We start from the raw sequence: 14,922 nt of genomic DNA, 5'->3' as shown, positions 1-14,922 counted from the left end.
CGTAGTCCGCGGCTGCGGGAGCGGCGGAAACGGCGGTGCCCCGCCCTCCCGTCGGGGAGAGCGGGGCACGTTCCGGGTCCGGCCGCCTTACGCGAGCAGCCCCGGGATGGTCGCCTCGTGGACCTCGCGCAGCTCGGCCAGCGGGAGCGTGAACTCGCCCTGGACCTCGATCGCGTCGCCGTCCACGACACCGATGCGGGTGGCCGGGAGGCCCCGGGCGCCGCACATGTCGGTGAAGCGGAGTTCCTCGCTGCGCGGCACGGACACGATGGCCCGGCCCGCCGACTCGGAGAACAGGAAGGTGAAGGCGTCCAGGCCCTCGGGCACGATCACGCGCGCGCCGTTGCCGCCCTTGAGGCAGGACTCGGTGAGCGCCTGCACCACGCCGCCGTCGGAGACGTCGTGGGCGGCGTCCACCATGCCGTCGCGGGAGGCCGAGATGAGGATCTCGGCGAGCAGCTTCTCGCGTCCGAGGTCGACCTTCGGCGGCAGACCGCCGAGGTGGTCGTGGACGACCTGGGACCAGGCCGAGCCGCCGAACTCCTCGCGGGTGTCGCCCAGCAGGTACAGCAGCTGGCCCTGCTCCGCGAACGCCATCGGCGTACGGCGGTTGACGTCGTCGATCACACCGAGGACCGCCACGACCGGGGTCGGGTGGATCGCCGTGTCGCCGGTCTGGTTGTACAGGGAGACGTTGCCGCCGGTGACCGGGGTGCCGAGCTCCAGGCAGCCGTCGGCCAGACCGCGGCAGGCCTCGGCGAACTGCCACATGACGGCCGGGTCCTCGGGCGAGCCGAAGTTCAGGCAGTCGGAGATGGCCAGCGGCTTGGCACCGGTCGCGGCGACGTTGCGGTACGCCTCGGCCAGCGCGAGCTGCGCGCCGGTGTACGGGTCGAGCTTGGCGTACCGGCCGTTGCCGTCGGTCGCCATGGCCACGCCGAGGTTGCTCTCCTCGTCGATGCGGACCATGCCGGCGTCCTCGGGCTGCGCGAGGACGGTGTTGCCCTGCACGAAGCGGTCGTACTGGTCGGTGACCCACGACTTCGACGCCTGGTTCGGGGAGCCGACCAGCGCGAGGACCTGCTTGCGCAGTTCCTCGGAGCTCTGCGGGCGGGGCAGCTTGCCGGCGTCGTCCGCCTGCAGCGCGTCCTGCCAGGAGGGGCGCTCGTACGGACGCTGGTAGACCGGGCCCTCGTGGGCGACGGTGCCCGGCGGCACGTCGACGATCTGCTCGCCGTGCCAGAAGATCTCCAGGCGCTCGCCGTCGGTCACCTCGCCGATGACGGTGGCGATGACGTCCCACTTCTCGCAGATCGCCAGGAACCGCTCGACGTGCTGCGGCTCGACGATCGCGCACATGCGTTCCTGCGACTCGCTCATGAGGATTTCCTCGGGCGAGAGGGTCGCGTCGCGCAGCGGGACGGTGTCGAGGTCGACGCGCATGCCGCCGGAACCGGCGGAGGCCAGCTCGGAGGTGGCGCAGGACAGGCCGGCACCGCCGAGGTCCTGGATGCCCGCGACCAGCTTCTCCTTGAAGATCTCCAGGGTGCACTCGATGAGGAGCTTCTCCTGGAACGGGTCGCCGACCTGGACCGCGGGGCGCTTGGTGGGCTTGGTGTCGTCGAAGGTCTCGGACGCGAGGACCGAGACGCCGCCGATGCCGTCGCCGCCGGTGCGGGCGCCGTAGAGGATCACCTTGTTGCCGGGGCCGGAGGCCTTGGCCAGGTGGATGTCCTCGTGCTTCATGACGCCGATGCAGCCGGCGTTGACCAGCGGGTTGCCCTGGTAGCACTCGTCGAAGACGACCTCGCCGCCGATGTTCGGCAGGCCCAGGCAGTTGCCGTAGCCGCCGATGCCGGCGACGACGCCGGGCAGCACGCGCTTGGTGTCCGGGTGGTCCGCCGCGCCGAAGCGCAGCGGGTCCACCACGGCGACCGGGCGGGCGCCCATCGCGAGGATGTCGCGGACGATGCCGCCGATGCCGGTGGCCGCGCCCTGGTAGGGCTCGATGTACGACGGGTGGTTGTGGGACTCCACCTTGAAGGTGACCGCGTAGCCCTGGCCGACGTCGACGACGCCGGCGTTCTCGCCGATGCCGACGAGCATGGCGTCGTTCTCGGGGGCCTTCTCACCGAACTGCTTCAGGTGGACCTTGCTGCTCTTGTACGAGCAGTGCTCGGACCACATGACGGAGTACATGGCGAGCTCGGCACCGGTGGGGCGGCGGCCGAGGATCTCGCGGATCCGGTCGTACTCGTCCTCCTTGAGGCCGAGTTCCTTCCAGGGCTGGGAGGCGTCCGGGGTCTCCGCGGCGTGCTTGACGGTGTCGAGGGTCATGCGCTTACCAGCTTCTTCAGGACCGAGGTGAAGAACGGCAGGCCGTCGGTGCGGCCCGTCCCGATCAGCGGCTCGACGGCGTGCTCGGGGTGCGGCATGAGACCGACGACGTTGCCCGCCTCGTTCGTGATGCCGGCGATGTCGCGGAGCGAGCCGTTCGGGTTGCCGTACCCGTCAGCGGCTTCGCCGCGGGCCAGGTACCGGAACGCGACCCGGCCCTCCGCCTCCAGCTCGTCGAGCGTGCGCTCGTCGGCGACGTAGCGGCCGTCCATGTTCTTGAGCGGGACGGCGATCTCCTGGCCCTGCTCGTAGTCGCCGGTCCAGGCCGTCTCTGCGTTCTCGACGCGGAGGCGCTGCTCGCGGCAGATGAAGTGCAGGTGGTTGTTGCGCAGCATCGCGCCCGGCAGCAGGTGGGCCTCGGTGAGGACCTGGAAGCCGTTGCAGATGCCGAGGACGGGCATGCCCGCCTTCGCCTGCTCGATGATCGTCTCCATCACCGGCGAGAAGCGGGAGATGGCGCCCGCCCGCAGGTAGTCGCCGTACGAGAACCCGCCCGCGAGGACGACCGCGTCGACCTGGTGCAGGTCCTTGTCGCGGTGCCACAGCGAGACCGGCTCGGCGCCCGCGAGGCGGACGGCGCGCAGCGAGTCACGGTCGTCGAGCGTTCCGGGGAACGTGACGACTCCGATGCGAGTGGTCACCGTCAGGCCTCGACCTTCACGGTGAAGTCTTCGATGACGGTGTTGGCGAGGAACGTCTCGGCCATCTTGTGGATGCGGTCGAGGGCGGCCTGGTCGACCGGCCCTTCGACTTCCAGCTCGAAACGCTTGCCCTGACGGACGTCCGCGATCCCCTCGAAGCCCAGGCGCGGCAGTGCACGCTGCACCGCCTGGCCCTGGGGGTCGAGGATCTCGGGCTTGAGCATGACGTCGACTACGACGCGTGCCACTGGCACTCCCGGTGTGGTGGTTGGTGCGAAGGCGGTGTCATCAGCGTACCCGCCCGAAATTTCTACGCGGGTAGACGATCTGTACGTTCACACAACCCTCCGCTTTCGCCTTCACCAACACTCCTCAAAATCGACAGGAAAGCAGCACGGCCGGGATTGCGGCGGGACACGCGGGCGGCATTAATTGGGCTTCACAATGCCGCGGTATTCGAGGTACAAAGGAATCCACAAGGTTTGCGGCACAAAGACGCATTGTTCCGAAACAGCCATACAGTCGACATCGCCGCACGTCAGAAGCGGGTGGCGAAGGTCGCGCGAAGGGACCGATATCCGTGGCGCAGCGCGTAGTGGTGACAATCTCCGACGACATCGACGGCGGGGAGGCGGCGGAAACCGTGACCTTCGGTCTCGACGGTAAGTCGTACGAGATCGACCTGAATCTCGCCAACGCGAAGAAGCTCCGCAAGAGCCTTGCGCCCTACATGGCGGCGGGCCGCCGGCAGGCCCGGTCCGGCAAGACCTACAAGCACACCTCGCTCGCCCCGGACCCGGCCGTCGTCCGCGCCTGGGCCCGGTCGCACAGCCTCGACGTCCCGCCCCGGGGCCGCATCCCCAAGAAGGTCTACGAGGCCTACAACGAGGCCCACTGACCACCGATTTGCCAAGCACCCCGGTCGGTCCGCTAGTGTGTGGATCACGCCGAGGGGCGAGACCGCAGGTCAAAGCCTCGAAGGTCGTGCGGGTGTAGTTCAGTAGCAGAACACCCCCCTTCCAGGGGGGAGGCGCAGTGTGCGATTCCTGTCACCCGCTCTGCATCGCTTTACCAACCACTCCGGTGGATCGGGTAGAGTGGTGCTCGCACCGACCGGTGAAAGCCGATCGGCGGCATGCGGACGTGGCTCAGTTGGTAGAGCATCACCTTGCCAAGGTGAGGGTCGCGAGTTCGAATCTCGTCGTCCGCTCAGAGAGAAGGCCCCAGTCGAAAGACTGGGGCCTTCTGCGTTTGCCGGTCGAGACGGAGTCTGCCGGTCGATGCGAATCTGCTGGTGGAGACGGAGTCTGCCGGTCGATGCGAATCTGCTGGTGGAGACGGAGTCTGCCGGTGGGTCGGGGTGGTCAGGGGCCGTGATGGCCGCCGACGGGCCGGACTGATTGCCGGTGCCACGACGTTTGCCGACGGGCCCGTGTGGTCAGGGTCGGGATGGGGTGCATCCCGCTCATGACAAATGTCATCGGGGCTGATGACACCGCGCACTGCCGAGGCCCCGGATCCGCCGGGAATCTGAAGTCATGACTGACAACGACCCCTGCGTGATCGAGGCCGAAGGCCTCCGCCGCGGCTACTCCGGAGGCTTCGAGGCCGTCCGCGGCATCTCCTTCACCGTCGCCCGCGGCGAGATCTTCGCCCTGCTCGGCACCAACGGCGCCGGCAAGACCTCGACCGTGGAGGTCCTGGAAGGCCTGGCCCGGCCGTCCTCCGGCCGGGTCCGCGTCCTCGGCCACGATCCGTACGCCGAGCGGGCCCTGGTCCGGCCCCGGACCGGAGTCATGCTCCAGGAGGGCGGTTTCCCCGCCGACCTCACGGTCGGCGAGACCCTCCGCATGTGGGCCGGCTGCACCACCGGGGCCCGGCCCGCCGCCGAGGTCCTGGAGCAGGTCGGGCTGACCGCCCGGGCCGCGATACGGGTCAAGCAGCTGTCCGGCGGCGAGCGCCGCCGGCTCGACCTGGCACTCGCCCTGCTCGGCAGCCCCGAAGTGCTGTTCCTCGACGAGCCGACCACCGGCATGGACGCCGAGGGCCGCCGCGACACCTGGCGGCTGGTCCGTTCCCTGCGCGACGCCGGCACGACGGTGCTGCTCACCACGCACTACCTGGAGGAGGCCGAGGAGCTGGCCGACCGGCTGGCGATCCTGCACGGCGGCGAGATCGTCGCGGCCGGCACCCCGGCCGAGGTCACCGCCGCCCAGCCGGCCCGGATCCGCTTCCGGCTGCCCGAGGGCGTCTCCCCGGCCGCCCTGCCGCTCGGCCTGCGGGCCGCCGCGGACGGCCCGGCCGTGGAGATCCGCACGAACCGGCTCCAGGAGTCGCTGACCGAACTGCTCCGCTGGGCCGAGGAGTCGGCCGTCCGGCTGGACGGGCTGGACGCCCGCTCGGCCTCCCTCGAAGAGGCGTTCCTGGAGATCGCCGCCCGCACCCCGGAAGGTGTCCGATGAGCATCGCGTACGGCCGCCTGGCCGCTTTGGGACGAGCCGAGCTCACGCTCCTGGCCCGCAACAAGAACAACCTGTTCATCGCCCTGCTGATGCCGGTCGCGATGATCTCCGTCCTGCGCTCCTCCCTCTCCGGGATAGGTCCCGGCGACCTGCCGATGGGCGCCGGCGCCGCCACGATGATCGGCGGGACCGGGATGGTCCTCATCCTCGTCGTCTACATGGCCCTGGTGTCCGCGTTCACCGCCCGGCGCGAGGAGCTCGTGCTCAAGCGGCTGCGCACCGGGGAGGCCACCGATCTCGAGATCCTTGCGGGCGGCTCGCTGCCGGCCGTGGTCCTGGCGCTCCTCCAGGTCCTGCTGCTGACGGCCGGCGGGGCGATCGTCCTCGGCCTGGGGGCACCCGAACAGCCGCTGCTGCTGGTCGCCGGACTCGTCGTCGCCGTGGTCCTGCTCGTGCCGGCGGCCGCCCTGACCACGGCCATCACGCGGAACGTGGAGAGCGCGGGCATCACCACGCTGCCGTTCTTCCTGCTGTCGGCGATCGGTTCCGGGATGATGCTGCCGACGGACGTGCTGCCCGACCGGGTGGCCGATGTGTGTGAACTGCTGCCGCTGAGCGGGGCGATGCAGCTCATACGGGCCGGCTGGACGGGAGGCACCGGGGCCGGGGAGCTGCTGGGTGCGGCGCTGACAGCGCTGGCCTGGATCGTGATCACCGTGTTTGCTGTCCGGCGGTGGTTCCGGTGGGAACCGCGCCGGTAGGACCTCGCGGGACGGCCCGCGGGGCGGGGACTGCACGACCAGCCGCACGTACGGGCGGGGCGGCCGGGGGGACGGGACGATGTCGAAGCTGACCGGCTGGTGGAAGAACCGGGGGCAGGCGGCCAAGGTCGAGCTGTACACGCGCTGGTCGTTCCTGTTCTTCGCCGTGATCGAGCTGACCCTCGTGGTGCCCGCGCCCTTCGTCGACGTCGAGCGGATTCCGATCCCGCTGGCCACGGCGCTGGCGCTGGTCGCCACCCTGCAGTCGGTGCTGTGCGGAGTGGTCTGCGGCAAGGCCCTGAACTGGGTGCTGGAGCGGGGGCCGCGGCCGGTGAAGGCGGCCGGTGCGCTGATCGGCGTGACGGCGGCGGCCGTCATCGCGCTGCTGGTGCTGCGGGGCACCGGGGAGATCGGCCGGGTCCCGAACGCCACGACCGGGCCGACGCTGGTGGGCGGCATGGTGTGCTTCGGCGTCGGCGCCCTGGTGCTGGTGCTGCGGCGGGTCCGGGAGATGGCGCTGGCGGTGCCGGTCTCGGGTCTGGTGACGGCCGTCGCGGCCCTGGCCGCGGGGGTGCCCGGGGCGGAGTCCGTGGGCTACGGGGTGGGGGTGCTGCTCGGGTCCGCGCTCCTGGCCTTCACCTGCGGGTTCTCGGCGTGGCTGGTGCGTACGGTGTGGGAGTTGGACCGGTCCCGGGAGTTGCAGGCGCGGCTCGCAGTGGCCGAGGAGCGGTTGCGGTTCGGCCGGGACCTGCACGACGTGATGGGCCGCAATCTCGCGGTGATCGCGCTCAAGAGCGAACTCGCGGTGCAACTGGCACGGCGTGAACGCCCCGAGGCAGTGGAGCAGATGATCGAGGTACAGCGGATTGCCCAGGAGTCCCAGCGCGAGGTGCGGGACGTGGTGCGGGGATACCGCGAGGCCGACCTGGTGGTGGAACTGGAGGGAGCCCGCGGGGTGCTCACGGCCGCCGGCATCGACTGCCGGGTGGACGTCCCGGCGGACACCGAGCTGCCCGCCGAGATCCAGTCGGCGTTCGGCTGGGTGGTGCGCGAGGCCGCGACGAACATCCTCCGGCACGGGGACGCACGGAGCTGCACCATCGGGCTGTCGGGGAGTGCGGGGGACTCCCTGACCTTGGTGGTCGAGAACGACGGGGTGCCGTCCGGTCCGCCGGCCGGCGGATCCGGTTCGGGGCTGGCGGGGCTGCGGGAGCGGCTGGCCGTCCTCGACGGCACGCTGGAAGCCGGTCCGCTGCCCGGCGGCCGGTTCCGGCTGCGCGCCGAGATCCCGGCTCAGGGGGCCGCGGCATGAGCACCGTACGGGTCCTGCTGGCGGACGACGAGCACCTGATCCGCGGGGCACTGGCCGCCCTTCTCTCCCTGGAGAGCGACCTGCTGGTGGTCGCGGAGGCCGCCTCGGGTCCGGAGGCGCTGGCGATGGCGCGGGCGCACCGGCCCGATGTGGCGGTGCTGGACCTCGAGATGCCGGGAGCGGACGGTGTGAGCGTCGCCACATCACTGCGCTCCGAACTCCCCGGCTGCAAGACCATGATCGTGACCAGTCACGGCCGGCCGGGGCACCTGAAGCGGGCGCTTGCAGCCGGCGTGAGGGCGTTCGCACCGAAGACCGTTTCGGCGCAGCAGCTCGCCGAGATCATCCGGGCCGTGCAGGCCGGAGGGCGTTATGTGGACCCGGAGTTGGCGGCCGACGCGATCAGCGCGGGGGACTCACCGCTGACCGCGCGGGAGGCCGAAGTGCTGGAACTCGCGGCCGACGGAGCGCCCGTTGCGGAGATCGCGGAGCGGGCCGGGCTGTCGCAGGGGACGGTCCGGAACTACCTCTCCTCGGCCGCCTCGAAGCTCGGTGCCGAGAACCGGCACACGGCAGTGCGTCTCGCCCGGCAGCGAGGTTGGGTATAGTGGGCATCGCGCTACGGCGCATGCGGACGTGGCTCAGTTGGTAGAGCATCACCTTGCCAAGGTGAGGGTCGCGAGTTCGAATCTCGTCGTCCGCTCCGATGAAGAAGGCCCCGGTCACCTGACCGGGGCCTTCTTCGTGTCTCAGTGGTTCCAGGCGAGGCCGGTGAGCCGCTCGTACGCCTCGATGTACTTGGCGCGGGTCTGCTCGACGATCTCGGTGGGCAGCGCCGGCGGCGGCTGCTCGCTCTTGCGGTCCCAGCCGGAGGCCGGCGAGGTCAGCCAGTCGCGGACGAACTGCTTGTCGTACGAGGCCTGGGCGCGGCCGGGCTGCCACTCGTCGGCGGGCCAGAACCGCGAGGAGTCGGGCGTGAGCACCTCGTCGGCGGCGACGAGGGTGTCGCCGTCGAAGCCGAACTCGAACTTGGTGTCCGCGAGAATGATGCCGCGCTCGCGCGCCACGTCGCGGGCGCGGGAGTAGACGGCGAGGGTGGTCTGGCGGAGCAGGGCGGCGGTCTCGGCGCCGGTGGTGCGGGCCACTTCCTCGTAGGTGACGTTCTCGTCGTGCTCGCCGACGGCGGCCTTGGCGGCCGGGGTGAAGATCGGCGCGGGCAGCTCGGAGCCGTCCACCAGGCCCTCGGGGAGGGCGAGTCCGCAGACCGTGCGGGTCTGTTCGTACTCGGTGAGGCCGGAGCCGGTCAGGTAGCCGCGGGCCACGCACTCGACGGGGACCATGTCGAGGTTCTTGCAGATCAGGGTGCGACCGGCCCAGTCGGCGGGGGCGCCGGCGGGGAGTTCGGTGCTGATCACGTGGTTCGGGACCAGGTCGGCGAGCTGGTCGAACCACCACAGGGAGAGCTGCGTGAGGACGCGGCCCTTGTCGGGGATCTCGGTGGGGAGCACCCAGTCGTAGGCGGACATGCGGTCGCTGGCCACCATCACGAGCTCACCGGCCTCGTTCCGGTAGAGCTCGCGCACCTTGCCGGTGTGGAGGTGAACGAGGCCCGGAACCTGAACCGGCTCGGGCTTTTCGACGAATCCGGACACGGTTTCTCCCTGTGGTTCTGTATGAAGCACACCGATTCTCGCGCACCCGCCGGTGATCACGCCCAACGGGGGCGGTCAGTCGCGCTTGCAGATCCGGTCGAGGAGGTTGGCGGTGGCACGCTGGATGCGCCCGTCGACGTGTCCGGGGCGGTCCAGGGCGGGTGACCAGGCGAAGGTGCCGGAGGCGAAGACGAGGGCACCGCTGGGAGCCCGGTAGAGGGAGGTCTCCTGGTGCCTGCGGGTGCCCTCGCTGTCCCGGTAAGGAGAGTGGGCGAGCAGGATGCGGTTGTGGTGCTCGGGGAGCTGGGTGCGGGGGTAGTAGCGGTCGGCCTCGCCGGCGACCAGGCCGTCCAGCTCGTCGCCCTCGCCGGCGCCTGTGGAGTCCCACAGCCAGTGCCCGGCGTTGCGGACGACCAGGGGGGCCGGGTCGGGGACCCGGCCGGCGTACTGGATGCCGAGGAGCTGCTGCTCGGGGCGGTCGATCTCGCGCCAGAGGGCGGGGCGGCCCGGCCCGCGGCGTTTTCGGCAGGTCAGCAGCCGGTCCGGGACCCCGGAGGGCGACGGGGACAGCTCGACCTGCCAGTACATGGTGTTGGCGGACAGGAACACCAGGGAGGTGCCGGCGTCGCGGGCGGTCTCCGCGGCCCGGCGCATGGGGGCCGACCAGTACTCGTCGTGGCCGGGGAAGACCAGGCCGCGGTAGCGGGTGGGGTCGACGCGGCCGGCGTGCAGGTCGCGGGTGTCGGCGTAGGCGAGGTCGTAGCCGTAGCGCTCGGCCCAGCGGATGAAGTCGTAGGCGTGGCCCACATGGAGGGGCAGGCCGGCGCCCGCGTAGGGGCGGTCGAAGGAGACGGTGGTGGCCGCGTCCTCCTCGCCGAGCAGCCGGCCCTGCTCGTCCCACGCGTGGTAGAGGCTGGCGCCGGTGCGGCCGTCCTCGGGGTAGAGGTTGTACGCCTGCCAGGTGATGTCGGGCAGCAGGAGCAGCAGGTCGGCGGGGCGGTCGTCGCGGACGGTGAACGGGATGTGCGAGCGGAAGCCGTCGACGGTGGTCAGCACGGCCACATAGGCGCCGGGGTTCCAGTACGACGGGACCTGGAGCCGCCAGGACAGCCACCAGTGGTGGCAGGAGACGGTCCGGTCGGCGGCCAGCGGCGCGGGCTGGACGATGCCGGACAGCATCGGACTGGAGTGGATCTTCGAGGCGCCGTCGCCGGCGTAGTGGCCGATCCGGTAGATGTCGACGGAGAACTGCTGGGGCGGGTCGACGGTGATGTGGAAGTCGATGGCCTCGCCGGGGGCGACGCCGCCGGTGGAGCTGAATCCCTTGATCTGGCGGTGCACGTCGTCGGCGGTGCGGGGGCCGCCGGCCCGGGGGGCGGGGACCGTGCCCGGGGTGCGCCCGGTGCCGGATCCCGCGCCGGTGCCGGCCGCCGCGGCCTGGTCGACGTACCAGGGCACCATCTGGCCGGTGTCGCCGAAGTACAGCTCGCTGCCTCGGAACCAGGGGAGCGGGCCCTGTCCGAACGGGTCGGTCACCGCGTGTGCGAGAGCGCCCGACTCCCAGCGCCGGATCTGGTCCGCACCCATTCCGCTCCCCTCCCTCGCTCCCCCGAACGACTGCCGCTGCGGTACGCGGATGTCCGCTACCGGTCCCAGCACATCACATAACGCACTCACTTCGTCACCGTTCGTCGCGAATTGACGAGACCGGAACATGTGAATCCGGATGCGGGGAGGCGCGGACGGGGTTCCGGACAGGGCCCGCAAGCCCGGCCCGGAAGGGGGTTCACACCAGCCTGACCGGCTTCTCCGCCCGTACGCCGGTCTCTGTGAGCCAGGCCCGCAGCGGTTCCGGATCGCCGTCCTCGACAAGCGACAGCACCCGGGACGTGAGATCGGCCCGGCGCTCTCCGGCGAGCAGCAGGACGGGCCCGTCCAGCCAGTCCAGACCGGGCGCACCCCCCGCATAGTCCACGGCGGCGCAGCAGACCATCGCCGCTACGTGGTCGGCCAGCAGGTCGCGGCCGCTGCGCGGCGGCTGCAGCGGGAACAGCGGTACGGCGTCCGACCCGCGGGCGGGCACCGGGCCGGGCGCCGCGGCCTCGGCCCGCGCCACGTCTCCGCTGAGCCGGCCGGCCAGCACCTCGCGCACCGTGTCGTCGGCGCCGGCCAGGTGGGCGAAGACCCGCTCCAGGGTGGGCGCGGGCAGCCCGTCCGGCTGCGGGGTGTCCGCCGCCGGTACCTGCCGGGGGCCGGCCGGCACCGGGGCGGCGGAGGGCGCGGCCGGGCGGGGGGTGCCCGCGGGCAGGGTGAGGGCGTCCAGGGCGCGGTGCAGGCGGGCCGCCTCGGTGCGCCACTTCCGGTCCACGACCTCCTCCGGATACGCCTCCCAGTCGACCGGCGCCCAGTCGGGGCCGGGCTGGGCCGGGCCGCCGTGGAACAGGCGGGCCGCGAGCAGCGAGGCGGCCTCGTCCACCGCACCCGGCTGCTCCAGCAGGTCGCAGGCGGGCCGCTCGCCCAGCCGGCTCGCGAACCCTTCCGCGAGCCGGTCGCGGCGGGACAGCTCGGTGAGGGCCGCGACCACGCCCACGTCCAGCTGGGAGGGCCAGCGGCCCATCCGCCAGGCGGGCAGCGCGACCCGGGTCAGCAGCCGGTCCCAGCCCGCGTAGGCCAGCCCGACCTGTTCCTGGGCGACGATCCGCAGTCCGTAGTCGACCGCCTGGGCACGCTCGGAGGCCGCGGTGGCGACCCCGCGCTCCATCTCGGCCGCGTCCTGCCCGCACCGGCCCAGCAGCGCGCGGCCGATCCGGGCCACCCAGCCGAGGCCGGGCCGCTCGCCCACCGCGACCGCCGCGTCGAGGCCGCGGACGAAGCGGCGGGCGGCGGCTATGTCGGGCTGGGCGGAGGGGCCGGTGCCGGCGACCACGGGGGCCAGGACGGCGCGCAGCTCCGCGACCCGCATCCACCACAGGAACGGGGTGCCGATCACGAGGACCGGTGCCGCGTCCGCGCCGGCCGGCCCGCGGCCGGGCGCGGACCCGCGGCCGCGGTGGGTGTGGTGGGTGCGGTCCTCCAGCCAGCTGTCGCAGTCCGGGGTGAGGGCTATGGCGGAGGGCGCGGGGACGTCCATCCGGTCCGCGAGGTCGCGGACCAGCCGGTAGAGGTCCGGGGCCGCCTCCTCGGCCAGCGGCACGGTGGGGGTCACCGCGGGGCTGGCGTGCCGTACGACGGCGGCGAACACGCCGGCGACGACGGCCACCACGGCGGCGGCCGCGCAGACCGCGACGATCACGCCCTGCCAGAGGTCGCCCGTCAGCCGCCCGGTGACCCGTGCGGCGACCAGTACGACCGCCAGGGCAGCGGGCAGCACGGCCAGCGCCGTCGCCCGGCTGCGCAGTCGCAGCACGGCGAGTGCGCCGGCACGCGCGCTCAACGCGCCCACCTCGATACCCAGCCCGGTTCCGGACACGGCCGGACGTCACCCCCTCGGTGCCCTGCGGCGGCTTTGCTCACTCCCCCAGAGTGGCACCCGTCACCGACATCGCAATGCCGGTGGGCCAAGTGCCGGAATCCTTGCGCGGCACCATAGTTGGGAGTTCGGCACCCGTCAGCCGGACGGCTCAGCGTCACCCGATGGAATGGCTTTGGGTAAAGCTGGATGCGGTCTTGGGCGGCCGGATGCAGACGTACGTACGGGCCCGGGCGCATGGTGTGCGCTCCGGGCCCGTACGTGTGTGCGTGGGGTGGTCCGGCGCTGTTCGGCGCGGTACCGCCGGGGTTCAGCTGCCTTCGGCGGCCTTTTCCGCAATGTCCGTGCGGTGCTGCGAGCCGTCGAGGCGGATCCGGCCGAGGGCCTTATACGCGCGCTCGCGGGCCTGCGCCAGATCGGATCCGGTCGCGGTGACCGAGAGCACCCGGCCGCCCGCGCTGACCACGGCGTCGCCCTCGCGCCGGGTGCCCGCGTGGAGGACGTACGCCTGCGGCCCGTCCTCGGCGGCCACCTCGTCGAGGCCCTCGATCGGGTCGCCGGAGCGGGGGGTGCCCGGGTAGTTGTGGGCCGCGACGACCACGGTCACGGCCGCGTCCTCGCGCCAGGCGAGCGGCGGCAGCGTGTCGAGGGTGCCGTTGGCGGAGCCGAGCAGCACGGCGGCGAGCGGGGTGCGCAGCCGGGCCAGCACCACCTGGGTCTCGGGGTCGCCGAAGCGCGCGTTGAACTCGATGACCCGCACGCCCCGGCCGGTGATCGCCAGACCGGCGTACAGCAGGCCGGAGAACGGGGTGCCGCGGCGGCGCAGCTCGTCCACGGTCGGCTGGAGGACGGTCTCCAGGACCTCGTCGACGAGCTTGGGGTCGGCCCACGGCAGCGGCGAATAGGCACCCATGCCGCCGGTGTTGGGGCCGAGGTCGCCGTCGAGCGCGCGCTTGAAGTCCTGCGCGGGCTGGAGCGGCAGCACGGTGGTGCCGTCGGTGATGGCGAACAGCGAGACCTCGGGGCCGTCGAGGTACTCCTCGATGACCACGCGCTCGCACGCGAGGGCGTGCGCCCGGGCCTCGGCGAGGTCGGAGGTGACGACGACGCCCTTGCCGGCGGCCAGGCCGTCGTCCTTGACCACGTAGGGCGCGCCGAAGGCGTCGAGCGCCTCGTCGATCTCCGCCGGGGTGGTGCAGACGTAGGAGCGGGCGGTCGGCACGCCGGCGCCGGCCATCACGTCCTTCGCGAAGGCCTTGGAGCCCTCCAGCTGCGCCGCCTCGCCGGACGGGCCGAAGCAGGGGATGCCGGCCGCGCGGACCGCGTCGGCGACCCCGGCCACCAGCGGGGCCTCCGGCCCGATGACGACCAGGTCGGCCTCCAGCTCACCGGCCAGGGCGGCCACGGCGGCACCGTCGAGGGCGTCGACCGGGTGCAGCCGGGCCACCTCTGCGATGCCCGCGTTGCCGGGGGCGCAGTGCAGAGCGGTGACGTCGGGGTCGAGGGACAGAGAGCGGCACAGGGCGTGTTCGCGGGCGCCGCCGCCGATGACGAGGACCTTCACGGTGAGCAGCCTAGCCCGCGCGGCGGAGTGCCCCTTGTGCGGGCACCCCAAACGCGGGCGGCTACTCGTTCGTATATTCCTCCACCACAGTGGCGCCGAGCTCGCGCACGATCAGGTCGTGGCCGGTCAGGGCGCTCTCCACGAGGTCCGGGTCGTCGTCCTCCGGAACGTCGTCCTCCGGGGCCACGGGCGGCGGCTGGTACGCGGCCGGCGGAGCCTGCACGGCCGCTGCCGGCGGGGCGGACTGCGCCATGGCCGACGGCTGCGCGGCGGCCGGGGCGGGGGCCGCCGGGGGCGGGGCCGCGGCGGTGGGCGGGGTGTGGACGGGCGGGGCGTACGCGGGCGCCGGCGGGGCGCCGTAGCCGGACGCGGGGGCCGGTCCGCCGCCGCCGCCGACCACGGCGTCGATCTTCCAGTTCACCTGGAACTGCTCGGCCAGGACCGCCTTGAGGACGTCCTCGCTGCCGCTGCTCGCGAAGTTGTCGCGGGCGCCGGCGTTGGGGAAGCCGAGCTGGACGGTGGTCCCGTCGAAGCCGGTGACCTGCGCGTTCTGGCTCAGCAGGATCCAGGTGAAGCGCCGGCGGTTCTTGACGGCCTCCAGGATGCCCGGCCACATGGCCTGCACCTGGCCGGCGCCCTGGGCCATGGCGGCGGAGGGCGCGGC

12 protein-coding genes, 3 tRNA genes and 1 pseudogene are annotated in these 14,922 nt (G+C 72.4%); 8 read left to right on the top strand and 8 right to left on the bottom strand.

Features of this window, described 5'->3' with window-relative positions; all coding sequences use genetic code 11:
* Positions 1-87 precede the first annotated feature (87 nt).
* Genes purL through purS form a run of 3 tightly spaced genes read right to left on the bottom strand, consistent with a single transcriptional unit; the run spans position 88 to position 3,292 of the window.
* Entirely contained in the window at positions 88-2,337 is a 2,250-nt protein-coding gene (gene purL, locus LG634_RS33305) for a phosphoribosylformylglycinamidine synthase subunit PurL (protein ID WP_226739527.1), read from the bottom strand.
* Entirely contained in the window at positions 2,334-3,038 is a 705-nt protein-coding gene (purQ, locus tag LG634_RS33300; protein WP_226739525.1) for a phosphoribosylformylglycinamidine synthase subunit PurQ, read from the bottom strand. The genes purL and purQ overlap by 4 nt, the downstream gene beginning before the upstream one ends.
* Before the next feature lie 2 nt (positions 3,039-3,040).
* Positions 3,041-3,292, bottom strand: a complete 252-nt coding sequence (gene purS, locus LG634_RS33295; RefSeq protein ID WP_008740952.1) for a phosphoribosylformylglycinamidine synthase subunit PurS — start codon at positions 3,290-3,292, stop codon at positions 3,041-3,043.
* A 326-nt stretch (positions 3,293-3,618) separates the two neighbouring features.
* On the opposite strand from purS, the gene LG634_RS33290 reads away from it, so the two are divergent.
* The 8 genes from LG634_RS33290 (at position 3,619) to LG634_RS33255 (ending at position 8,276) form a co-directional block, all read left to right on the top strand.
* Entirely contained in the window at positions 3,619-3,936 is a 318-nt protein-coding gene (locus LG634_RS33290) for a histone-like nucleoid-structuring protein Lsr2 (RefSeq protein WP_226739524.1), read from the top strand.
* An 88-nt stretch (positions 3,937-4,024) separates the two neighbouring features.
* Positions 4,025-4,096 (top strand) — tRNA-Gly (locus LG634_RS33285).
* A 79-nt stretch (positions 4,097-4,175) separates the two neighbouring features.
* Positions 4,176-4,248, top strand: a tRNA-Gly gene (locus LG634_RS33280).
* Between the two features lie 328 nt (positions 4,249-4,576).
* Positions 4,577-5,500 (top strand): ABC transporter ATP-binding protein, encoded by a 924-nt coding sequence (locus LG634_RS33275; protein ID WP_226739522.1) that lies wholly within the window; start codon positions 4,577-4,579, stop codon positions 5,498-5,500.
* The gene (locus tag LG634_RS33270) at positions 5,497-6,261 is read left to right on the top strand and encodes an ABC transporter permease (protein WP_226739520.1); all 765 of its coding nucleotides are present in this window, start codon (positions 5,497-5,499) and stop codon (positions 6,259-6,261) included. The genes LG634_RS33275 and LG634_RS33270 overlap by 4 nt, the downstream gene beginning before the upstream one ends.
* A 79-nt stretch (positions 6,262-6,340) precedes the next feature.
* Positions 6,341-7,573, top strand: a complete 1,233-nt coding sequence (locus LG634_RS33265; protein WP_226739518.1) for a sensor histidine kinase — start codon at positions 6,341-6,343, stop codon at positions 7,571-7,573.
* Entirely contained in the window at positions 7,570-8,181 is a 612-nt protein-coding gene (locus LG634_RS33260) for a response regulator transcription factor (RefSeq protein WP_226739516.1), read from the top strand. The genes LG634_RS33265 and LG634_RS33260 overlap by 4 nt, the downstream gene beginning before the upstream one ends.
* Before the next feature lie 22 nt (positions 8,182-8,203).
* A tRNA-Gly gene (locus LG634_RS33255) sits at positions 8,204-8,276 on the top strand.
* 46 nt (positions 8,277-8,322) lie between these two features.
* Here LG634_RS33255 and LG634_RS33250 read toward each other — a convergent pair.
* The 5 genes and pseudogenes from LG634_RS33250 to LG634_RS33230 all read right to left on the bottom strand — a co-directional run.
* Positions 8,323-9,225, bottom strand: coding sequence for a phosphoribosylaminoimidazolesuccinocarboxamide synthase (locus LG634_RS33250; RefSeq protein ID WP_226739514.1), 903 nt, complete (start codon positions 9,223-9,225; stop codon positions 8,323-8,325).
* A 75-nt stretch (positions 9,226-9,300) separates the two neighbouring features.
* The gene (locus LG634_RS33245) at positions 9,301-10,812 is read right to left on the bottom strand and encodes a N,N-dimethylformamidase beta subunit family domain-containing protein (RefSeq protein ID WP_226739512.1); all 1,512 of its coding nucleotides are present in this window, start codon (positions 10,810-10,812) and stop codon (positions 9,301-9,303) included.
* 199 nt (positions 10,813-11,011) lie between these two features.
* Entirely contained in the window at positions 11,012-12,694 is a 1,683-nt protein-coding gene (locus LG634_RS33240) for a M48 family metalloprotease (RefSeq protein WP_226739510.1), read from the bottom strand.
* Positions 12,695-13,004: 310 nt separating this feature from the next.
* Positions 13,005-14,258 carry a phosphoribosylamine--glycine ligase gene (gene purD, locus LG634_RS33235; RefSeq protein WP_226739507.1) on the bottom strand — a complete coding sequence of 418 codons (1,254 nt, stop codon included), beginning with the start codon at positions 14,256-14,258 and terminating at the stop codon, positions 13,005-13,007.
* Between the two features lie 61 nt (positions 14,259-14,319).
* Positions 14,320-14,922: pseudogene (locus LG634_RS33230) on the bottom strand (DNA polymerase III subunit gamma and tau); the annotation flags it as partial.

This window comes from Streptomyces bambusae (genome assembly GCF_020532645.1).
GTDB classification, from domain to species: Bacteria; Actinomycetota; Actinomycetes; order Streptomycetales; family Streptomycetaceae; genus Streptomyces; species Streptomyces bambusae.
Note: the sequence above shows the minus strand (reverse complement) of the source record. Positions and strands in the feature narration are given on the sequence as shown.

Coding starts and splice junctions, on each gene's coding strand:
- LG634_RS33260 (WP_226739516.1), top strand. CDS start 7,570: ATGAGCACCGTACGGGTCCTGCTGGCGGACGACGAGCACCTGATCCGC.
- LG634_RS33270 (WP_226739520.1), top strand. CDS start 5,497: ATGAGCATCGCGTACGGCCGCCTGGCCGCTTTGGGACGAGCCGAGCTC.
- LG634_RS33275 (WP_226739522.1), top strand. CDS start 4,577: ATGACTGACAACGACCCCTGCGTGATCGAGGCCGAAGGCCTCCGCCGC.
- LG634_RS33245 (WP_226739512.1), bottom strand. CDS start 10,812: ATGGGTGCGGACCAGATCCGGCGCTGGGAGTCGGGCGCTCTCGCACAC.
- LG634_RS33265 (WP_226739518.1), top strand. CDS start 6,341: ATGTCGAAGCTGACCGGCTGGTGGAAGAACCGGGGGCAGGCGGCCAAG.
- purL (WP_226739527.1), bottom strand. CDS start 2,337: ATGACCCTCGACACCGTCAAGCACGCCGCGGAGACCCCGGACGCCTCC.